Below are 21,691 nucleotides of genomic sequence, written 5' to 3' on the forward strand. Positions count from 1 at the left end.
CTATTAATTTTTACAAATCAAATAAGATTGCCATATCGCCTAACCTTATGTTGGTAAATGTAAAACCTGTAAGGACAGAGAAATTAAAGTCAAGAAGGTTAAGAACCCGATTGTATCTAGCAATGTAGTGACTAATGGCCCACTTACCAAAGCTGGATCAAGTTTCAGGCGTTTCAAACCCATTGGTAATAACGTACCAAGAGTAACCGCCACCATTGTATTAGTAGCCATGACTGTACCTGCAACTAAACCCACCCATCGTTCTTGGGGTTTAGCCCAAATCATCGATAACGCTGTCATTGTGATGGCTAAAACTACCGCCGTACCTAAACCAGCAAAAATTTCTTTGCGGAGAATTTTTATAGTATCTTTGGGTGTGACTTCACCTACACCTAAACCTCTAATTGTTACAGTTAAGGCTTGAATCCCCACAGTCCCGCCTGTGTTAGAAAAAATCGGCATGATCACAGCTAAAACTGGTACAGCTGCAATCACCGATTGAAAAGGAGCGATCGCACTAGCTGCACCGATATACAATGCCATGATTGCCAACAACCACGGTAAACGCTTACGCATTGTAACTAGAGGAGCAGACAACGCCTCTTCATCACCACTTACCCCGGCCAATTTTTGGATATCTTCGGTAGCTTCTTCTTCTAAAATATCAATCACATCATCAATAGTGATGATACCGACTAATCTATCTTCCCTGTCAACCACAGGGATAGCGAGTAAGTCGTAACGCTTCATGATTTGAGCGACTTCTTCTTGGGGAGTTTCCGTTCTTACCTTGAGGACGCGATCGCTGGCGATATCTCGAATTAAAACATCAGGAAAAGTAAACAATAACTGGCGCAACGAAACCACTCTTACCAGTTTGCGGTTATCGTCGGTGACGTAGGCGTAGTAAATTGTCTCCTTGTCTTCGTCTTGGCGGCGGATTTTGCTTAAGGCTTCTCCCACCGTTAAGCCTTCTTGCAACCGCACGTATTCTGTAGTCATTACTCGGCCGGCAGTGTATTCAGGATAGCCGAGAATTGTTGCTGTAGCTTGCCTTTGTTCTGGACTTAGCTGTTGTAATAACCGTTTGACTACCCCAGCAGGTAATTCATCAAATAATTCAGCCCGTTCATCAGGACTCATCGCCTCCACAATTTGGACTACCTGGACATTATGCAGAGAATGAATTAGTTCTTCTTGCAACTCTGTGGGTAGATATTCAAAAACATCGATCGCTTGCGATTTATTCAGGAGACGGAAAGCGATCGCTCGCTGTTTTTCTGGTAATTGTGTGATGTATTCCCCAACATCCACGGGTTGTAAACGATTCAAATCACACTTAAGCTGATTTAAATCACTGACATCAAACAGTGAATCACGAATGTCCTGTATAAGCATTATACCTCCTATATGCCTCCCCCGCGCCGAGAGACACGCTCATTAGCTTAGAGGAGGTTAGTACTGCCGTCTTGTGGACTTTTGTCCATAAAATCCTAAAAACTCAACATCGATAGCCAATCAAGGCATCGCTAAGTGATCATCCTAACCCGGAATCATGCGATTTGATCAATTTTAAGTAACTATGTACGGTATTTGTGATATTACGTACAATTACACTATTGATTACCCTGATTTTTTTATGGTTAGTGTCGATTTTACTATTGCAAAAATTTGTGTCAAGCAAATGTAGCGATTTGCTGGCAAACTTCACAAAGTCAAAATATTTACATGTACTCATTAGTATTTGTTTGAAGGCTAAGGGTAGGGTTGTTAGCAATGACTAAAATGTTCAACCCTACCACTTCATCAAACACAAGCTATATAGCTCATAAAACTGTCAGCAGACGGATAACGCCAAGAGCAAAAGCAGTATCTTCATCCTAAATTTCTGATATTGTAGCGTATCAGAAATTACATAAATTTAGCAGTGCTAAATGCTAAGTAAGATATTCTTTCCCTGCTCCCTCGCTTCACTCATCGTCTGGGATTGGTAAATCTAAGGCTATCAACAAAGCCTGGGCTAAATGAGCCATTACCAAGTGAGAAACTGCACCTCTTAAACGCAAAAAGCGGGTTTTAGATAACACCCGCACCTGATCTGCCATTGCGATCGAATCTCGTTTAAGTCCACCATCTGGTGCTAAAATTAACACTTGGGTAGGATAAACTCGTTTTCCTGATTGATAGGTAGTGCAGGGAACTGCTAGAACGACCGGACTCGACGAATTAATTGCATCACGGCTGACAATAATTACTGGGCGAGTCCCTCCTTGCTCTGAACCCTCAGTTGATTCTAATCGAGCATCATAGACCTCACCCCGCCTCATTACAGAGATTCCTCTAACAGAAATGCCTCCCACTGAGCAGCGGCAAATTCAGCTTCTAGTTTGAGTACTTCTGCTTGATAATCAGGATCGCTGGTCATTTCTATTAAAGCAGCATCAATTGCGGCTCTTTTCTGTGCTGCTAATTCTCGACGTAACGCTTGCACCATAAAATCATTACGACTCCTTGCTTTGCCTTCTAAAACTGCCTTGTCAGTTGCTTCCAAAAGTTCCCGCGGTATTGCTAACGTCGTGCTAACGGATTCGGCTTTCATGTAGTGATGATTATTTTGATGTCTTCAGTGACGACTTCTATGATATCACTCTTAATCGCACTCCGACCCTTGGAGTTATACCGAAGACCCTGTAGCAACTAAAATTTTTACCCAACAGTAGTACCTAATCAGTAATAGAAAAGACCTTTTACCTCAGTAATGACAAGTTCACATTACACATTGGCTCATAAAATCTAGGCATAGTTAAAAGTCCAGATTCTACATGAATTGAGGGAATCTGGACTGATAACAACCTACCATTTTCTACTTAAGTAGAAAGAGTTGCTTTTGGGTTAATAGTCAGTAATTCGTCAGAAAATTAAATTTTTTTGTGACTTGCCTTAACCAGCAGACCGCTTGAGTGAACCATCAGCATAAAGTTCAAGTGGTACTAATTCAATTTTGCCGTTAACTTTAATTTGGGAGTAGACTACTTTCACTAACTGAGCCTGATTTTCGTTGTAACGCAAAGACATAATCAATCCTCTTGATTACAAATTTGTTATGTTCAAACCCTTGAATAACTTCAATGTACTGAATAAGTTCTTAGTGAACTGTACATCTTTTGAATGATGGTTAATTCTATAACTAGCAAATAAACAATAAAATTTAGTATAAAAAAAACTGCGTATTGATAAAGATTTCAACAAATCTCAGTTTCTTAGGCGAATTATTTAACCACTGGGTAACTAAAGGGCTATTAACGCGAGATAATAATTAATCTCCACTACCTTCAGCTGTAACACCATCGCCCATCACAGAATTTGTTTTGGCTTATCTAATTCTCTCCACAGCCATAGGGTGGACTACTGCAAGTTTCCTTAATTAAGTATGAAAACAGCCACCGAATTACAAACTCGACTGGAGCATTACTACCAGCAAATCAAAACCATTATCCTAGCGCGTCAAAATCCGATTACTGGTTTGTTACCTGCGAGTACGGCAATTACTGCCCACGGTGATTACACAGATGCTTGGGTAAGAGACAATGTTTACAGCATCTTGGCTGTTTGGGGTTTAGCACTGGCGTATCGCAAAGTTGATGAAGACAAGGGACACACATACGAACTAGAACACAGCGTTATCAAGCTGATGCGTGGGTTGTTATTTGCCATGATGCGACAGGCGCATAAAGTAGAGCAATTTAAACATACTCAATCACCCTTAGATGGCTTACACGCCAAATACAACACTACCACGGGCGACATTGTAGTTGGTGATGATGAATGGGGTCATTTGCAACTTGATGCTACATCTATATTTTTACTGATATTGGCGGAAATGACCGCTTCGGGATTGCAGATTATTTATACGATTGATGAAGTTAACTTTGTCCAGAACTTGGTTTACTACATAGGACGAGCCTATCGCACACCAGATTATGGTATTTGGGAACGGGGTAACAAAATTAATCGTGGTAATGCGGAGTTAAACGCCAGTTCTGTAGGGATGGCGAAAGCAGCGTTAGAAGCGATGAATGAATTAGATTTATTTGGTGTGCGTGGTAGTCAAGCATCAGTAATTCATGTACTACCTGATGAGATTGCCCGTGCCAGAATTACCTTAGAATCTTTATTGCCGAGGGAATCTGCATCTAAAGAAATTGATGCGGCGCTGTTGAGTATTATTAGCTATCCCGCCTTTGCGGTGGAAGATGTACAATTAAGCGAATCTCGAAAAGAGACGCTGCGCGAACGCACTTTTAACGATATCATCAACAAACTCCAAGGCAAATACGGCTGCAAACGCTTCTTGCGTGATGGACACCAAACTGTTTTAGAAGATAACCAGCGCTTGCACTACGAACCACGGGAACTAAAGCAATTTGAGCATATTGAGTGCGAATGGCCGTTATTTTTCACTTATTTATTACTTGATGGCTTGTTTCGTAATGATAAAAAGCAAGTTCAACAATACCAAGAACTTTTAGATTCTGTATTAGTGGAACGCGATGGTTATTATTTTTTACCAGAACTATATTATGTGCCAGCAGAAAATGTAGAAGCGGAAAAATTAGCACCCCACAGTCAACTTCGTTTGCCTAATGAAAATATCCCTTTAGTATGGGCGCAAAGCTTATATTTTCTTGGTCAAATGTTAAGTGAAGATTTATTGGCAGTTGGTGATCTTGATCCACTAGGGAGACATTTGAGTATTGGCAAAAACCGCGAATCTTTAGTCCAAATTGCCTTGTTAGCAGAAGATGATGACTTACAAGCAAAACTAGAAGTTCATGGAATTAAAACCCAAACACCTAAGCAATTAGAACCAATTCAAGTGAGACAAGCTGGGGAACTCTCAACAATTTATACCCAAATTGGACGTAATGATAAACTAGGTTTAACTGGGCGACCAGTACGCAGATTACGAAGTTTAACCACATCGCGCATCTTTCGGATTTGTGGTGAAACAGTGGTATTTTTGCCGTCATTTTTAGATGCTCAACAGTTCTATTTAACCCTGGATTACCATTTTTTAGTAGATCAAATTAGAAGTGAATTGGCTTATATTCAAAAATATTGGAGTGAATTGGGTCGTCCGATATTAACTTTAATGTTGACCCACACCATGTTAGAAATTGGTGCTGAAGCATTATTAGAACTGATGCAAGAACTCAAAGATGGTATTTGCAACGGTGTGCGAGTAAAACTAGGCAGACTTAATCAATTAATGTTGACAGGAGCTATTCAAAGAATTGATTTTCTGCAAAATGCCGAATTTTATCAGTCAGCAATGCACGATGCAGCACCACATTGCTATTACTTGCCTTACCATCCTGAAAAAAACTGGCGCTTAGAACATACCCAAGAATTCCAAATGGAGTGCGAAACTAACTTGGGATTGTTACTTTCTTCCTTGCGATCATCCGAGAATATTTATGAACAAATAGAGTTATTGCAGACTCTAACTCGCTTGCGGGGACTAGAATTTGATACAGGGTTTGGTAGGCCAAATATTCCTGTGACAGTAGCTGATTTGCTGGATGAAATTTATACCAAAGCCGGAGATTTAGTTATCTGGGCTGTAGTCCGTCGGGTTGCGGGGTTGCGTCAGATGGTTGATATTGGCTTATCTGATGCAGTGACAAGTATTTTAGTACGCGGTAAGCAAATAGCTGTAGGTAGAGCGTACAGCGAAGCATCATTGATTGCTGTACCTATGTCCCATCATGAAATTGCGGAGAAAATCAAACATTTTTGTCGTGAAGATATCCGCGATCGCGTTCTTACACAAGAAATATTACTTTATCTTGGTACTCTCATTCGCTCGGAGTCTGAACTATTCCAAGGATTGTTAACTCTAAGAGTTGGTTATCTTATCTTATTAATTACTAGCGAACTAGCACGAGAGTTACGTGTTACCCAAGATGAAGCTTACGAACAGTTAATGGAACTTTCGCCCTTTGAGATCAAAATGCGCTTGCGTCAGGTATTAACTGGTTATACAGGTATGAGTAACATCTTGCGCCAGCAAGAATCTCTGCACGTCAAACAAAAAGAAAGCGATATTGATTGGGTAGTGCTACCAACAATTGCAGAAGAAATCGAAGTTCCCGCAGGCGGTTGGCGACGCTTCCGCCAAGCAGAAGGGGCGCTGAATCGTGTACCCAAAAACTTTTTTCAGCAGGTTTGGCTATTGATGAAACATTGCAAAGGTCTAGTAATTGGTGACAAACTAGAACGCCGCAATCGTTTAGATAGCGAGTTGATGTTATCAGAAATGACTGCGGGAGAAAAGAATTTTGCTTTACGCGTTGAGCATTTATTAAATAAGATTGAAGCGTCAGAATATCGCCAAGTTAATATTGAAGCATTAATAGAACTAGGCGCGATCGCATCTAAAAACCCTAGTTTACAAATCGAAGAATATATCGTGTTAGACGTGTTAATCGGTCATGCCGTGAGATTAGCATGGTTAGACGCACATCCAGAACGCGGCGATCGCTATGATGAAGATAAAGCAAATGCGTGGCGATCGTTCTATAATACTTCTCCTCAAGATTGCGCTAATTATATTCTTAAGGCCTTCCGCTTCTTAACTGAGTTTGTCAGAGAGTTTTAAACTCATCGTAAAAAAAATATCCCCTGCTTGAAAAGCCAAACAGGGGAGTGATTTATTTTAATTAAAAACCTATTTAACAGAAACAGCATCAACATCAACAGTTTCTGCACTGGAAGTAGCATCATCTGAAGTATTGACAGTAGCAGTGTCCACACCTTTACGCGCTTTCCAACCGTCTAGCACTAAACCAGATACCTCGGTAACTAACAGTGTCATCAGCAAAACATCATCAATTTGACCCACTATGGGAAAAATATCAGGCACAATATCAATGGGGCTGACAAAATAAACTAGTGTGCCTAAAATTACCCACCAGCGATATTTTGGGTTCCGAATCAAATTGCGATACCAATTGTATACAGAATCGATTGAAAATTTCATTTCTTAGCCCTCCAGTTAACTCTTATTTTGACAAATTCTGTTGATAACTTCCGGTGGGAATAACCGCCCCAAATTAGTCTGGAAGACGCTACATCTTAGGTTTGAGAAAATTTAGTAAATAATTCACAAAAATTAATTTTCCGCCTGAATGTTGAGTAAGCTTTAGCCTGTGGGAAAACTAGGATGGTAAGTATAAATTTTCATCTATCCAAAGTTGGAGGATAGAATTTGAGACTACCAATGAACAGGACTGACTCACGCAAAATTAAAGCTTTTCCCTTACAGATGGTTTTGATTGTTCCCTTTGCGTTGCAAATTTTTGGAACAGTTGGTTTGGTCGGTTATTTGTCATTTAAAAATGGGCGACAGGCAGTAAATGACTTAGCAGATCAATTAATGGATAGAACCAACACAATGGTACAGCAGCATCTGGATGATTATTTATCTATTCCCCACAAGGTAAACCAGATTAACACTGATGCCATTCAAATGGGATTATTAGATGTAAGAGATCGCAAAACTGCTGGCAAGTATTTCTGGAAACAAATGCAAGCCTATGACTTAACCTACATTGGTATCGGACTGACCACAGGTGAGGGAGTCGGGGCTGCTCGTTACGATGGCAAAACCACTACAATTGATGATTGGGGTTCTAAACTACCCAATAATTGGTACAACTATGCCACAGATAATCAGGGCGATCGCACCCAGATCATGGATCGTTCTACTTGGGACAACTTCAAAGAACCCTGGTATACCGAACCAGTAAAAGCAGGTAAACCAATTTGGTCACGCATAGTTACCATAAATTACAAATATCCCTATATTGCAGCTTCAGCAGGTCGCCCTATCTATGATGCACAGCAGCGATTACTAGGAATGATCGCCGCAGACATCCATCTGTTGAAGCTGAGTGAATTTTTGCGGCGTTTGGATATCAGTCATTCTGGAGAAGTGTTTATTTTAGAACGGAATGGGATGTTAATTGCTAACTCTAGTACTCAGCAACCCTTCACGATAGTTAAAGATGAAATTGTGCGGTTAAAAGCCACAGAAAGTCCAGATTCGGCGATTCAAGGTATTGCTAAACAGATTCAACAAAATTTCAACGGGCTTCAGTCGATTACCGCACCCAAAAAGCTACAACTGAAATTACAAGAAGACACCAACTTTGTCTATGTCACCCCTTGGCGTGATGAATATGGGCTGGATTGGTTAGTGGTGGTGAGTGTGCCAGAAAAAGCTTTCACTGCAAAAATCCACGCCAATACTCAAACTACTATTTTGCTTTGTATAGGGGCTTTAATTTTAGCAATTGTTATTGGTTATTTAACCTCTCGTTGGATTACACAGCCGATTCTAAAGATGAACTACGCCAGTCAAGCAATGGCATCTGGTGACTTAGAACAAACAGTAAATGTAGGTCGAATCCGAGAAATCAATACATTGTCCCAATCCTTTAATTATATGGCGGGGCAATTGCGTCAATTTTTTACCGCCTTAGAAACCAGTAACACAGAACTAGAAGACCGAGTAGAAGAACGTACTGCCGAACTGACAACAGCGTTAAGCGACTTGCAACGCACCCAAAGCCAAGTAATTCAAAGTGAAAAAATGTCGAGTCTTGGTCAATTAGTAGCAGGTATCGCCCATGAAATCAATAATCCAGTGAATTTTATACATGGCAATATTGCTCACCTCAACGAATACACCCAAGATTTGCTGCGGATGCTTGATCTTTACCAACAACGCCATCCCAGTGATGATCCAGATATACAAGCATTAGCTGAAGAAATTGATTTAGAATTCCTGATGGCAGATTTACAGAAGATTCTGCCTTCTATGAAAATGGGGACTGAACGGATTCGCAATATTGTGCTATCGCTGCGGAACTTTTCTCGCATGGATGAAGCGGATTTTAAAGCAGTTGACATTCATGAAGGTATTGAAAGCACCCTATTAATTTTGCAATACCGTCTCAAAGACAAGCCGGAATCTCCTGGAATTGAAGTTATTCGAGATTATGGCCAATTGCCCCAAGTAGAATGCTATCCTGGACAACTCAATCAAGTTTTGATGAATATTCTAGTGAATGCAATTGATGCCTTAGATGAGGTTAATAACAAGCGCACCTATGAGGATATCAAAGACAATCCCAGTCAAATTACCATTCGCACCTCAGTTTGTGATGCTCAATGGGCAGAAATTGCGATCGCAGATAATGGAACAGGAATGCCAGAACAGGTTAGAAATCGGATCTTTGACCCCTTCTTCACCACCAAACCCATAGGTAAAGGTACTGGTATGGGTATGGCAATTAGTTATCAAATTATTACCGAAAAGCATAACGGCAAGTTAGATTGTTTTTCTAGCCCAGGTCGAGGAACTGAGTTTAGAATTCAAGTACCTGTAAAACAGTAGTTATGTGTCCATAGTTATTTTATCCTCCCTGCACTCTGCTCTCTTGCCTCTAAATTCTGTCTCCTGATGAAATTTGCTTTATCTAACGTGAGTTCGACGGAGATCAAAAACCCCTCTCCAAACCTCTCCCCTGCAAGGACTACGGTGTACATAGCACGGTAGCCTGCAAGGAGGAGCCACTGCGTTGGGCAGCTTTGCCGACTCCCTCAGTGGCGTTAGAGGCTTTAAAACTCTGATTTTTTCCGTTGGAAACTAGTAATATTTTGATTGAATTGGCAATCGTAAACAGCACCAACAAACGCGATCGCATTAAAAAACCGTCTCACCCTGTGAAGAGGGACGGTTTAAGAATCATCATTATTTTCTGCATCTGAGTCGTCTAATTCCTTTTGTATAGAAGTTAGACTAGATAAAAAACACTGATTTCCAGTTATTGCAATTTTTGCTAGAAAAATAGGCATAAAACCAGCGCGAAGCTCATGCCAGCAGAAAAAAGGTAAATAATATGAAAAATTTCAGGAGAAAGGCATTGATGCAACAGCGATCGCCCATGTTAAAACTAACTACGGCCAAGCCAGAGTTAGGCACAATCAACAACAAGCGAACGCCAAAAACTGTTGCTTGGTCTGGGGCGTTAATAGCCAGTTTAATGATTTTGCCAAGTATTTTCAGCGGGACACCTGCCCTGGCACAAAAAGCAGAGCGCGGCGAAATAAGTTATGGTGAGTTGATCCGAAGAACTGACAAAGGGGAAGTCAAAAGAGTAGAGTTAGACGAGACTGAACAAACAGCCAAAGTATATCTACAGGGACAAAAGCCCGATACACCACCTCTACAGGTAAGACTTTTAAATCAAAATACAGAGTTAATTAACAAACTCAAAACTAAAAATGTTGAGTTTGGTGAGGTGTCTTCTGCCAACAGTCGAGCAGCTGTGGGGTTATTGATCAACCTGATGTGGATTTTGCCCTTGGTGGCTTTAATGTTACTATTCCTCCGTCGCTCAAGCAATGCCTCCAGTCAAGCCATGAACTTTGGCAAATCTAGAGCGCGTTTTCAAATGGAAGCCAAAACAGGGGTTAAATTTGACGATGTAGCCGGGGTAGAAGAAGCCAAAGAAGAACTACAAGAAGTCGTTACATTCCTGAAGCAGCCAGAAAGATTCACCGCTGTAGGCGCACGTATTCCCAAAGGTGTTTTGTTAGTTGGGCCGCCAGGAACAGGTAAAACATTACTGGCAAAAGCGATCGCCGGGGAAGCTGGCGTACCATTTTTCAGCATTTCTGGCTCGGAATTTGTGGAAATGTTTGTTGGTGTCGGTGCATCTCGTGTCCGCGATTTGTTTAAGAAAGCCAAAGAAAATGCCCCCTGTCTGATATTTATTGATGAAATCGACGCTGTGGGTAGACAACGGGGTGCTGGTATCGGTGGTGGGAATGACGAGCGAGAACAAACCCTTAACCAGTTGCTCACCGAAATGGATGGTTTTGAAGGTAATACAGGCATTATTATTATTGCAGCCACCAACCGCCCCGATGTTTTAGACTCAGCCTTGTTGCGTCCCGGACGCTTTGATAGACAAGTGATTGTCGATGCACCAGATTTAAAAGGGCGATTAGAAATCTTGCAAGTTCATGCCCGAAATAAGAAAATTGAAGAGAGTGTGTCATTAGAAGCGATCGCCCGCCGCACTCCCGGCTTTACTGGTGCAGATTTAGCCAACTTACTCAACGAGGCCGCCATTCTCACCGCCAGAAGACGCAAAGATGCAATCACTATCTTAGAAATTAATGATGCAGTTGATCGCGTAGTTGCAGGAATGGAAGGAACTCCTCTGGTAGACAGTAAAATCAAACGATTAATTGCCTATCACGAAGTTGGCTATGCCATAGTAGGAACCTTGCTCAAAGGCCATGACCCAGTACAGAAAGTTTCCCTCATCCCTCGCGGACAGTCACGGGGTTTAACTTGGTTTACTCCTGACGAGGAACATTTTTTAATGTCCCGCTTACAACTATTAGCCAGAATTACAGCTGTATTGGGTGGTAGAGCCGCCGAAGAAGTAATATTTGGTCTACCAGAAGTGACTGGGGGTATGCAGGAAAATCGAAAACTAGAATATGCTACATCCATTGCTAGACAAATGGTTACACAGTATGGTATGTCCGAAATTGGCCAATTTTGTTTAGAATCGCCCAATAGCGAGGTGTTTCTGGGACGTGACTGGATGAATAAATCAGAATATTCTGAAGAAATTGCCGCCCAAATTGATCGTAAGGTGCGTGAAATTCTCATCCAATGCTACGACACAGCAAAAAGTCTGATTCAAGAAAACCGGACAGTGGTTGACCGTTTAGTGGAGATTCTCATTGAACAAGAAACAATCGACGGAGAACAATTCCGCCAAATCGTTGCTGAATATAACCAAGTAGCCGAAGAAGCAAAATTAGCCGTACCTAATTGAGTCGATTTGTAGAGACGTTGCAATACAACGTCTCTACGTTGTGATTTTGACTATGATTTAAATAACCATCTGCTTGGAAGTTTCGATGAACAGCACACCAGTAAGTCAAGTGCGATGGACAATGGCAGACTTAGCAATCTTTGAGGGCGATCGCAATCATGTTTTAAAGCTGACGACGACTTTATACAGTCAGGATGAATTGACCAGTCCTTTACTACCAGGGTTTAGCTGTATTATCGGCAAACTGTTGTATAGCAGTAGCCAAGACAGTTAGGACATCGGCCAATGATAAAACTCATGCACTAAAAGACTTTTAACCCTGCCACATGCGGTCACTGAGCTTGCCGAAGTGTCACCTGTTCCCTGTCACCTGCTATAGCTTTGAAGATAAAAAATCCCCCGGTTATTACCAGAGGATAGAGTTAATATTGCTCTAATTTAGGATGTTTTTTGCTCAAACAGCATAGCAACATTGACAAATATATATGTGCCAAAATGCCTTAAAACAGACTTAGTTAGTAACCAGAATCACGGGTATTTTTTGACTCTTGAATGATAATTTTTGACTCTCTGGTGGCAATTTGCTGCTGAGTAAACATTTCTCGCAACACTAATGCAGGGTCTACATAGTTATTTGCATATTTTAATCCCCAGTGGAGATGAGGCCCTGTGGTGCGCCCTGTCATTCCCACACGGCCAATCCTCACTCCTGTGGGAATTGTTTGACCTTCCCAAATTTGAATTCCACCAGCCCTATCTATCAAGTATCGCCGACCAGAGGCAGTTTCTACATGCCCTTCCAAATGGCAATAGGTGTGTTCCCATTCACCAGATTTAATTACTACGTGAGTACCACAAGCAGTAATATCACTTACTTTAACTACTGTACCTGCCCACCAATTGCGAATATAACTACCTTGGGGCGCAGCTATATCTAAGCCTCCGTGAAACTCCCAATTAGCGCCACCAGTAGCAGCACGACGATAACCAAAAGGTGATGTGTATGCTTGAAAGTTTTCTACGGGAAAAGAGGCGGCTAACCAACCATTGCTCCTTGTGGCTTTTCTTTGCTGCACTTCTCTGGCTGTAACTGTTTCTACCTTTGGCAATAAAGTGCTTAAACCAACAATAACCAATCCTAATAGTGTCGCTCCAGAAAGCAATATTTTTTTTGGTCTTTGACCCATTATTTGATTCCTTATTTTCACAGTATTATCTGTAAATTTTTGGGAAATTCCCCATTATTTAACTCTCAATTAGTGCTAAAAAAACAATTTATTTTTTCAGGGTTAATTTGTATTATTTGTGTTAACTGTTTACATAAGTACCCAAGCAAAATTAATTGTACATATTGATTGAAAACAAGAATGTCTGTATTCCTTACCTGTTCCCTGTTCCCTCTCCTAACTATAAAATTTATTTTGCACGACTACTTAACAACTTTACTCTGTGTAAATAATTTACTAACATTACTTGTATATTAAGAATATCAGCCTGGCTAATGCCCAGTTTATGTTATCAGGTTTTGAAATTAAAAAATCATGGTCAGATAAGAATTTTGCTGATTTTTTACTAGATAAATATAATTTTTATGGTATGCGCTTATTTGCTGTCGATTACAGGCTAATGTTTCAATAAATGGATAGTTATAGACATGGGTATGTATATGCGTAAGTATGGAGAATAAGGGAATAGAAAACACTGTTGCCTATTGACAGTTCACTCTTAGTCTTGACTTTTTGTATGAGACAGTTGAAATTTTGTAAGGGTTTATGCTTAAAATTGCTGAATAGGTCGATTGAGCATTGAAAAAAGGCCAAGATGACCATTTCCAGGACGCAACCAAGCCATGCTGACCGATATATTGCCTTTTCGTTTTGATTTAGACACAGTTGCGATCGCCGGCGCTAGTCTGTGGTCTTTAGCGCTGTACTTAGGTTTTTCCCCGATAAGTGAGTGGGTAATTGAACAGCTAAACCGTTGGTTTAACTTTGCAGAGCGATCGCTTTACACCAGCCAGACAGAATTCGAGAAAACCCGCAAAGCCAGAGAATCTCAAAACGCCTTTTACGCCTCGCTATTTAGCATTTTGCCATTTTTGGTAGTTGGTGCTTTATTTAGTTGGGGTGTAGAGATTAGTTTAGGTCGCAGTTGGGCAGTTAGTATGGGTATACTTGCCTGTATTGGCTCTGGCATTTATGAACTGGGGCGACGGGATGGACAGTCTGATTAATTCGTAATGATGCTCAAGAGCTTTGCTAACGTAATTCGTAATTTACATCTTTCCTACTAGCACTGCTTTTCAACTTCCTCGCATACAATCTGCGCTATCTTTTGCGCTGCGCCGCTTTTGCCTCGAACATTTCTAAGATTAGTTCGCATCTGTGCCAATTTTTCTGAATGAGTTAACAAGTCTAATACCATTTCGCCAATTTCTCGCGGATCAAGTTGACCTACCAGTTCTGGAACTATTTCTTCTTGCGCCCAAATATTTGGCCATGCTAATAAACCTTTACGCCGCAGAAATAGCCAGTTAATAACTTTGGCAAATGTCGTACCCACTCCTGGTAAATTAGCTAATAATCCTGGTAGACCATCCCAAGAACGCATCGCATCAAGCTGTTGAGTTGGTAGCAACACAATCATGGGTACGCCTAAAGAACCAAGTTCAGCCGTGTTTGCGCCAACAGTAGTTAGGCAGATACAACAATGAGATAATATGGCGTAGGCAGGATTTTCTTGGTGTAGCTCTACGTTTAGCCCTTTACCTGTTTTCAGTAGCGGGTATTCATCGCTTTTTTCTGGGAAAACTAAGGAAGCACCAGAGAATTTAAAAGTTTCTATAAACGGGTTTTTCTGTGGATCTGCAAAACTTGCTAAGGTTTGTAATTCTAAAGTTGGCGCTACAGGAATGACAAACTTGGTTTGCGGTCTTTTGGCATAAATGTATTCAGCAATAGCTAAAGTTAAAGGAACTCCTTGAGTTAATTTTGCTGCTTTTGAGCCGGGGAGAATACCGATGATTTGAGTTTGTTCTTGATCATTTGTAGAGGACGAATAACTACTAGCTTCTAGCATTAAATCGCCGACAACTATAAATTTATGGGCGTATTTATGAGATACTTTTTCAGCGACTTTTGGTTTCATTACGCCAAAGCGGTCAATCAGGTTATGCCAACGAGCTTCCCATTCGGCGTAAACTACAGTGCGGTATCCTAGTTTTTTACCAATAATCACAGGGAAAATTTGATCGCCACCGAGGAAAACTACAACACCGCGACTTCTCCAATCCCAGTTCTCATAAGTTTTTCCCCAAAGCAAAAATTTCCAAAAATATTCTGCTGCTTGAACTCTATCAACTTCTGGGTAGGAAAGTGCGATCGCACTTTCTTTTCCACTCGCATTTGGACAAGGTGACAAAATTACGGAAATTCTTACCCGCTCACGGTCATTACCCAGCTTTTCCCGCAGTGCTTTTACTACTGGACGTACCCAGGTTGTCACTTCCCCAGGGCCGTTTGAAAGAATGAGGATATCTACTGGACTCATAAATTAATGGTGAAAAGTTGTCTAATTAGTTACCTAATTCATGCCTCAATTACACAGGCACTAAAATACTGATATAATTACGGCTTATGTTTGATAACGTTTGTAAATTTCTTGCCGAATCATTTTCCAGTGACTTTGCAACTTGGCTACTCAATGAGCCAATTACACTCACTGAACTTAGTCCATCTGAATTATCACTCGAACCAATACGTGCGGATGCACTAATTTTGTTGCAGTCAGACGAAATCGTCCTCCATCTCGAATTCCAAACCAGACCAAAAGCTGATATTCCTTTTCGGATGAGTGATTATCGCTTACGGGGGTATCGAAAATTTCCCCATAAGCAAATGCGTCAAGTTGTAATTTATTTACAACCAAGCGATTCTGAGCTAGTTTATCAAACGGAATTTGTTTTAGAAAATAGCTGGCACAGATTTGATGTAATTCGACTTTGGGAACAACCAACCGAAATATTTTTCACTTCTCCAGGTTTGCTTCCTTTTGCAACTCTAAGTCAAACCGATGATCAAAGGCGAACTTTAGAAGAGGTTGCTGGAGTTATTGAAGCAATTAAGGACACCCGCCTCCGAAGTAATATTGCTGCATCAACAGCCGTGTTATCTGGGCTAGTATTAAATAAAGACCTAATTAAAAAAGTTTTGCGGAGTGATATTATGCGCGAATCTGTGATTTATCAAGACATTTTGCAAGAAGGGCTAAAAGAAGGTATTGAACAAGGTATTGAACAAGGTATTGAACAAGGTATTGAACAAGGTATTGAGCAAAAAGCTCAAGAGGTTGCCATCAAAATGATGAGTAAAGGTATAAGTCTGGAAATAATTGTCGATGTCACAGGTTTAACTGTAGAGCAGGTTCAAAAATTACAAGCTCAAACAGAAGAAACTCAAACGCCGTGATATTTATCATACGCGAGTTAGTGATCTATCATGTCTTATGGCGACTTTTCGCTGGCAAGAGTCAAACGCGAGTTTAAGTTAGCTACCGTTGAAACGGACGTTTTTTGCACGAAACACAGTCCGTAGAACCTAGCCTTTACCTCAAAGAAGCGTTAAGCGAAACACTACCAATAGCAACAGCGACTGGTTCAGAAAAAGCTCGCTCAGAGTTAATTATTAGCCCTATTCTTTTAGAAGTTAGGAAAATACTCGAACGCAAGGTCAGCTTTTTTTCGGGTGAAGATTTTACCGTTGCACCAGATTTAGGCTTAAGTGGAGTGTGTGATTTTTTAATTAGCCGCTCCCCCGAACAAATATTTATCGAAGCTCCTGTCATAGTAATTATTGAAGCAAAAAAAGGTGATTTAAAACCGGGTTTAGGGCAATGTACCGCAGAAATGATTGCCGCGCAAAAATTCAATGAGACAAATAATATACCAATCAAGACAATTTATGGCAGCGTCAGCAGTGGAACGGCTTGGCGATTTTTGAAATTAGAAAGGCAAACACTGAGTGTTGATTTGAATAATTGTACCGTTCTATCAGTAGAAATATTACTAGGGATGTTGATTTGGATGGTGCAGGAGACTTAAGTATTTTATGCTATGTGAGTGTAGTTTTTGAGGCTTCGCACTCTAAGTGTTTAGTTATGCTTAATACCCAGTAATGTCAAATTATTGGTTGGTTATTTGTAACAATAGTTACGCATTTTTTATGCTTTATGACCAAGAGAAAATGAGGTTTATTAAGATAAATTTACATTAACTGAGTAATTACTTTTATTTTTTATCAAAATTAGTAAATAAATATTTCATTTTTTATATCAATTTGTGTCAGAAATAAGGCAAAATGCTCTCTGGGTAAGGTTTTTCTGATAAAAAACTCTTATTGCCGAAAAAAGAAGTCACTTGTGGCAGTATTAGCCGCTCTTAACTTCCAGTAGAGAACACGCATCAAAGGAGCTTAGGAAGCATGTTCACCCACGTCAAGTCCACCATTAGACATATTGCGCCTGATAACCTGCGCGGACGTAATTTAATCAAGGTGGTCTATGTCGTGCTTGAGTCCCAGTACCAGAGTGCATTGTCGCAAGCGGTTCGCACGATTAACTCGAACAGCCCCGATCTTGCGATCGAAATCAGTGGGTACTTAATTGAAGAACTCCGAGACCCCGAAAACTATGAAGAGTTCCAACGGGATATACAAAGTGCCAATATTTTTATTGCCTCTCTGATTTTTATCGAAGACTTAGCACAGAAAGTAGTAACAGCAGTAGAACCATACCGCGATAATCTAGACGTTGCCGTTGTCTTTCCCTCAATGCCAGAGGTGATGCGCCTAAATAAAATGGGCAGTTTTTCCTTGGCGCAGTTGGGTCAATCGAAGAGTGCGATCGCCCAATTTATGCGAAAGCGCAAGGAAAAATCCGGTGCGGGATTCCAAGATGGAATGCTGAAGCTTTTGCGGACACTGCCCCAAGTACTAAAGTTCTTGCCAATGGAAAAGGCACAGGACGCACGCAATTTCATGTTGAGTTTTCAGTACTGGTTGGGTGGTTCTTCCGAAAACTTGGAAAACTTCTTGCTGATGCTGGCGGATAAATATGTATTAAAAGGTGCAGAAACACGAAATTCTGCGTCTCTGCAATATCAACCACCAGTAGTTTATCCTGACATGGGGATTTGGCATCCCTTGGCGACGACCATGTATGAAGATGTCAGGGAATATCTCAACTGGTACACTGCCAGGAAAGATATCTCCCATGACCTGAAAGATCCATTAGCTCCCTGTGTTGGGTTAGTACTACAACGCACTCACCTAGTTACAGGTGATGATGCCCATTACGTGGCAATGGTGCAGGAATTGGAATCACTAGGCGCACGGGTAGTACCCGTATTTGCTGGTGGTTTGGATTTCTCCAAGCCTGTGGATGCTTACTTCTACGAACCGACTACCAACACATCCCTAGTTGATGCAGTTATATCTTTAACTGGTTTTGCTTTGGTAGGCGGCCCTGCAAGACAAGATCATCCCAAAGCAATTGACGCACTCAAACGCTTAAATCGCCCTTACATGGTGGCGTTACCACTGGTATTCCAAACCACAGAAGAGTGGTTAGATAGCGATTTAGGTTTACATCCCATTCAAGTAGCTTTACAAATTGCCATACCTGAATTAGATGGAGCGATTGAACCGATTATATTATCAGGTAGAGATGGGGCGACGGGGAAAGCGATCGCACTGCGCGATCGCATCGAAGCAGTAGCCCAACGTGCTTTGAAGTGGGCTAACCTCCGTCGCAAACCCAAACTAAATAAAAAAGTTGCCATCACCGTTTTCAGCTTCCCACCCGATAAAGGTAACGTCGGGACAGCCGCATATTTAGATGTATTCGGTTCCATCTACGAAGTGATGAAGGCGTTGAAAAACAACGGCTACGACGTACCAGAATTGCCAGAATCAGCCGCAGCGTTGATGCAAGAAGTCATCCACGACGCACAAGCCCAGTATGCCAGCCCTGAACTCAACATCGCCTACAAAATGTCAGTGCCAGAATATGAAGCACTGACACCTTATTCCCAACGCCTAGAAGAAAACTGGGGGCCACCACCAGGACATCTCAACAGCGATGGGCAAAACCTGCTGGTTTATGGTAAGCAATTCGGTAATGTTTTCATTGGTGTACAGCCTACCTTTGGTTACGAAGGCGACCCCATGCGCCTGTTGTTCTCCCGTTCCGCCAGCCCTCATCACGGCTTTGCAGCTTACTACACTTACCTAGAACAAATTTGGGGTGCTGATGCTGTACTGCACTTTGGTACTCATGGTTCCTTGGAATTCATGCCAGGTAAGCAAATGGGGATGTCGGGTGAATGTTACCCCGATAACTTGATTGGTAATATTCCCAATCTGTACTATTACGCCGCTAACAACCCCAGCGAAGCGACAATTGCCAAACGTCGCAGTTACGCCGAGACAATTTCTTACCTGACACCACCTGCGGAAAATGCTGGTTTATACAAAGGTTTGAAAGAACTCAGCGAGTTAATAGCTTCTTACCAAACCTTAAAAGATAGCGGTCGCGGTATACCCATCGTCAACACGATTATGGATAAATGCCGCATCGTCAACCTAGATAAAGATATCAACTTGCCCGAAATTGATGCCAAAGATATGAACCCCGAAGAGCGGGATAATATTGTTGGCAGCGTCTACCGCAAGTTGATGGAAATTGAATCTCGGTTGTTACCTTGTGGATTACACGTCATTGGTAAACCGCCAAGTGCAGAGGAAGCGATCGCCACACTGGTCAATATCGCCAGCTTAGACCGTCAAGAAGAAGAAATCCTCAGCCTACCCCGCATTATCGCCAGCAGCCTGGGGCGCGACATTGACGAGATTTACCAAAACAGCGACAGAGGCATACTAGAAGATGTCCAACTACTACAAGACATCACCCTAGCAACTCGCACCGCCGTTCGCGCCTTGGTAGAAGAACAAACTAATGCTGAAGGACGAGTTTCTCTAGTTTCCAAGTTGAATTTCTTCAACATGGGCAAAAAGGAACCTTGGGTAGAAGCACTGCATCAAGTAGGTTATCCCAAAGTTGACACTTCCGCCTTAAAACCTCTGTTCGAGTATTTAGAGTTCTGCTTGCAACAAGTTTGTGCAGACAACGAACTCGGCGCATTACTCCAAGGCTTAGAAGGCGAATACATTCTACCTGGCCCTGGTGGCGATCCCATTCGCAACCCGGATGTATTGCCCACAGGTAAGAATATTCACGCCCTCGACCCACAATCAATCCCGACAGCGGCAGCAGTACAATCAGCCAAAATCGTTGTTGATAGACTTTTGGCACGAAACAAAGCCGAAAACGAAGGTAAATGGCCAGAAACCATCGCTTGCGTCCTTTGGGGAACAGATAACATCAAAACCTACGGCGAATCCCTAGCACAAATCATGTGGATGGTTGGTGTACGTCCGGTTCCTGATGCTTTGGGACGGGTGAACAAGTTGGAGTTAATACCCTTAGAAGAGTTGGGACGACCCAGAATTGACGTAGTAATTAACTGTTCTGGTGTATTCCGCGACTTGTTCATCAACCAGATGAACCTACTTGATCAAGGGGTGAAAATGGCGGCGGAAGCGGATGAACCTTTAGAAATGAACTTCGTCCGCAAACACGCACTGCAACAAGCTGAGGAAATGGGAATCAACCTCAGACAAGCCGCAACTCGCGTCTTCTCTAACGCTTCTGGTTCCTACTCGTCAAACATCAACTTGGCAGTAGAAAACAGCACTTGGGACAGCGAAGCCGAGTTACAGGAAATGTACCTGAAGCGGAAATCCTTCTCCTTCAATTCCGATAACCCCGGAATGATGGATGAATCCCGGCAGATTTTTGAAAGCACCTTGAAAACTGCTGATGCAACTTTCCAAAATCTCGACTCCTCTGAGATTAGTTTGACCGACGTTTCCCACTACTTCGACTCAGACCCCACCAAGCTGGTAGCAAGTCTGCGCGGTGATGGTAAAAAACCAGCCTCCTACATTGCCGACACCACTACAGCCAACGCCCAAGTCCGCACATTATCGGAAACCGTGCGCCTAGATGCCCGTACCAAATTATTAAATCCCAAGTGGTATGAAGGTATGCTGTCTCACGGTTACGAAGGTGTCCGCGAACTTTCCAAACGGTTGGTAAATACAACAGGTTGGAGTGCAACAGCTGGCGCTGTGGATAACTGGATTTATGAGGATACTAACGAAACCTTCATCAAAGATGAAGAAATGCAGAAACGGTTGATGAATCTCAACCCTCATTCTTTCCGCAAGATGGTATCCACATTGTTGGAAGTGAATGGTCGCGGTTATTGGGAAACTAGCGAGGAGAATTTAGACCGCCTCCGCGAGTTGTACCAAGAAGTTGAAGACCGAATTGAGGGCATAGAATAACTATCAAAATAGAGACGTTCTAGAGAACGTCTCTATTTCTTCAAGCGTTTTACAGATGGGAAAGAATGTACGCACATGAAAATCAGAAATATAATTATATAGGACTAGTATTTGATTTCTGAAAAAGCTCCGTACATCTGGAGAGAGAGAAAATCAAAGGTAGTGTTTCGGAAAAACCACTCAAACATCCACTTTAAATGAGAGAATGTTGGAATTAAAGCGCAAAAACGTCTAACCCAGGTTTTTGCTTGTAACCAAATATCTTCTATAGGATTTTGGGATGGGCAGTTAGGAGCAAAG

General features: G+C 41.7%; 14 protein-coding genes and 2 pseudogenes. 8 read left to right on the plus strand and 8 right to left on the minus strand.

Features of this window, described 5'->3' with window-relative positions:
• Window positions 1–45 precede the first annotated feature (45 nt).
• The 4 genes from mgtE to IQ259_RS27525 form a co-directional block, all read right to left on the minus strand.
• Window positions 46–1,398, minus strand: a complete 1,353-nt coding sequence (gene mgtE, locus IQ259_RS08245; protein ID WP_193883517.1) for a magnesium transporter — start codon at window positions 1,396–1,398, stop codon at window positions 46–48.
• Between the two features lie 572 nt (window positions 1,399–1,970).
• Window positions 1,971–2,327, minus strand: a complete 357-nt coding sequence (locus tag IQ259_RS08250; protein ID WP_193883519.1) for a type II toxin-antitoxin system PemK/MazF family toxin — start codon at window positions 2,325–2,327, stop codon at window positions 1,971–1,973.
• Window positions 2,327–2,599 (minus strand): YlcI/YnfO family protein, encoded by a 273-nt coding sequence (locus IQ259_RS08255; RefSeq protein ID WP_193883521.1) that lies wholly within the window; start codon window positions 2,597–2,599, stop codon window positions 2,327–2,329. The genes IQ259_RS08250 and IQ259_RS08255 overlap by 1 nt, the downstream gene beginning before the upstream one ends.
• Before the next feature lie 341 nt (window positions 2,600–2,940).
• Window positions 2,941–3,075: a hypothetical protein gene (locus IQ259_RS27525; RefSeq protein ID WP_255525259.1), complete on the minus strand. Its 135-nt coding sequence runs from the start codon at window positions 3,073–3,075 to the stop codon at window positions 2,941–2,943.
• A gap of 355 nt (window positions 3,076–3,430) precedes the next feature.
• On the opposite strand from IQ259_RS27525, the gene IQ259_RS08260 reads away from it, so the two are divergent.
• Window positions 3,431–6,661, plus strand: coding sequence for a glycoside hydrolase family 15 protein (locus tag IQ259_RS08260; protein WP_193883523.1), 3,231 nt, complete (start codon window positions 3,431–3,433; stop codon window positions 6,659–6,661).
• A 69-nt stretch (window positions 6,662–6,730) separates the two neighbouring features.
• Here the strand turns inward: IQ259_RS08260 and IQ259_RS08265 are convergent, their stop codons facing one another.
• The gene (locus IQ259_RS08265; RefSeq protein WP_193883525.1) at window positions 6,731–7,042 is read right to left on the minus strand and encodes a YkvA family protein; all 312 of its coding nucleotides are present in this window, start codon (window positions 7,040–7,042) and stop codon (window positions 6,731–6,733) included.
• A 240-nt stretch (window positions 7,043–7,282) separates the two neighbouring features.
• Between IQ259_RS08265 and IQ259_RS08270 the strand changes: the two genes are divergently transcribed.
• The 3 genes from IQ259_RS08270 to IQ259_RS27115 all read left to right on the plus strand — a co-directional run bounded on the left by IQ259_RS08270 (window position 7,283) and on the right by IQ259_RS27115 (window position 12,201).
• Entirely contained in the window at window positions 7,283–9,463 is a 2,181-nt protein-coding gene (locus IQ259_RS08270; protein WP_193883527.1) for an ATP-binding protein, read from the plus strand.
• 505 nt (window positions 9,464–9,968) lie between these two features.
• Window positions 9,969–11,927 (plus strand): ATP-dependent zinc metalloprotease FtsH, encoded by a 1,959-nt coding sequence (gene ftsH / locus IQ259_RS08275; RefSeq protein WP_193883529.1) that lies wholly within the window; start codon window positions 9,969–9,971, stop codon window positions 11,925–11,927.
• An 85-nt stretch (window positions 11,928–12,012) separates the two neighbouring features.
• Entirely contained in the window at window positions 12,013–12,201 is a 189-nt protein-coding gene (locus IQ259_RS27115) for a hypothetical protein (protein ID WP_228014432.1), read from the plus strand.
• Between the two features lie 241 nt (window positions 12,202–12,442).
• On the opposite strand, the gene IQ259_RS08285 is transcribed toward IQ259_RS27115, so the two are convergent.
• The gene (locus IQ259_RS08285) at window positions 12,443–13,114 is read right to left on the minus strand and encodes a M23 family metallopeptidase (protein ID WP_193883531.1); all 672 of its coding nucleotides are present in this window, start codon (window positions 13,112–13,114) and stop codon (window positions 12,443–12,445) included.
• Between the two features lie 662 nt (window positions 13,115–13,776).
• Between IQ259_RS08285 and IQ259_RS08290 the strand changes: the two genes are divergently transcribed.
• On the plus strand, window positions 13,777–14,160 hold the full coding sequence (locus IQ259_RS08290; protein ID WP_193883533.1) for a hypothetical protein: 384 nt from the start codon (window positions 13,777–13,779) through the stop codon (window positions 14,158–14,160).
• A 56-nt stretch (window positions 14,161–14,216) separates the two neighbouring features.
• On the opposite strand, the gene IQ259_RS08295 is transcribed toward IQ259_RS08290, so the two are convergent.
• Window positions 14,217–15,476 (minus strand): lipid-A-disaccharide synthase, encoded by a 1,260-nt coding sequence (locus IQ259_RS08295; protein ID WP_193883534.1) that lies wholly within the window; start codon window positions 15,474–15,476, stop codon window positions 14,217–14,219.
• Window positions 15,477–15,562: 86 nt separating this feature from the next.
• Here IQ259_RS08295 and IQ259_RS08300 point away from each other — a divergent pair, with 86 nt between their 5' ends.
• From IQ259_RS08300 to IQ259_RS08310, 3 genes and pseudogenes are all read left to right on the plus strand, one after another.
• Window positions 15,563–16,393: an Rpn family recombination-promoting nuclease/putative transposase gene (locus IQ259_RS08300; protein ID WP_193883536.1), complete on the plus strand. Its 831-nt coding sequence runs from the start codon at window positions 15,563–15,565 to the stop codon at window positions 16,391–16,393.
• A 30-nt stretch (window positions 16,394–16,423) separates the two neighbouring features.
• Window positions 16,424–17,025: pseudogene (locus IQ259_RS08305) on the plus strand (hypothetical protein).
• 379 nt (window positions 17,026–17,404) lie between these two features.
• A complete protein-coding gene (locus IQ259_RS08310) occupies window positions 17,405–21,391 on the plus strand; it encodes a magnesium chelatase subunit H (protein ID WP_193883538.1) in 3,987 nt (1,328 codons plus the stop codon).
• Window positions 21,392–21,495: 104 nt separating this feature from the next.
• On the opposite strand, the pseudogene IQ259_RS08315 reads toward IQ259_RS08310, so the two are convergent.
• Window positions 21,496–21,691 (minus strand): annotated as a pseudogene (locus tag IQ259_RS08315) (IS630 family transposase); the annotation flags it as partial.

Origin of the sequence: Fortiea sp. LEGE XX443, from assembly GCF_015206815.1 — a bacterium.
Classification (GTDB): Bacteria; Cyanobacteriota; Cyanobacteriia; order Cyanobacteriales; family Nostocaceae; genus Nostoc_B.

What these genes read in the sequence shown, in the direction of transcription:
- mgtE (WP_193883517.1), bottom strand. Translation starts at nt 1,398, where the DNA reads ATGCTTATACAGGACATTCGTGATTCACTGTTTGATGTCAGTGATTTA.
- IQ259_RS08250 (WP_193883519.1), bottom strand. Translation starts at nt 2,327, where the DNA reads ATGAGGCGGGGTGAGGTCTATGATGCTCGATTAGAATCAACTGAGGGT.
- IQ259_RS08255 (WP_193883521.1), bottom strand. Translation starts at nt 2,599, where the DNA reads ATGAAAGCCGAATCCGTTAGCACGACGTTAGCAATACCGCGGGAACTT.
- IQ259_RS27525 (WP_255525259.1), bottom strand. Translation starts at nt 3,075, where the DNA reads ATGTCTTTGCGTTACAACGAAAATCAGGCTCAGTTAGTGAAAGTAGTC.
- IQ259_RS08260 (WP_193883523.1), top strand. Translation starts at nt 3,431, where the DNA reads ATGAAAACAGCCACCGAATTACAAACTCGACTGGAGCATTACTACCAG.
- IQ259_RS08265 (WP_193883525.1), bottom strand. Translation starts at nt 7,042, where the DNA reads ATGAAATTTTCAATCGATTCTGTATACAATTGGTATCGCAATTTGATT.
- IQ259_RS08270 (WP_193883527.1), top strand. Translation starts at nt 7,283, where the DNA reads ATGAACAGGACTGACTCACGCAAAATTAAAGCTTTTCCCTTACAGATG.
- ftsH (WP_193883529.1), top strand. Translation starts at nt 9,969, where the DNA reads ATGAAAAATTTCAGGAGAAAGGCATTGATGCAACAGCGATCGCCCATG.
- IQ259_RS27115 (WP_228014432.1), top strand. Translation starts at nt 12,013, where the DNA reads ATGAACAGCACACCAGTAAGTCAAGTGCGATGGACAATGGCAGACTTA.
- IQ259_RS08285 (WP_193883531.1), bottom strand. Translation starts at nt 13,114, where the DNA reads ATGGGTCAAAGACCAAAAAAAATATTGCTTTCTGGAGCGACACTATTA.
- IQ259_RS08290 (WP_193883533.1), top strand. Translation starts at nt 13,777, where the DNA reads ATGCTGACCGATATATTGCCTTTTCGTTTTGATTTAGACACAGTTGCG.
- IQ259_RS08295 (WP_193883534.1), bottom strand. Translation starts at nt 15,476, where the DNA reads ATGAGTCCAGTAGATATCCTCATTCTTTCAAACGGCCCTGGGGAAGTG.
- IQ259_RS08300 (WP_193883536.1), top strand. Translation starts at nt 15,563, where the DNA reads ATGTTTGATAACGTTTGTAAATTTCTTGCCGAATCATTTTCCAGTGAC.
- IQ259_RS08310 (WP_193883538.1), top strand. Translation starts at nt 17,405, where the DNA reads ATGTTCACCCACGTCAAGTCCACCATTAGACATATTGCGCCTGATAAC.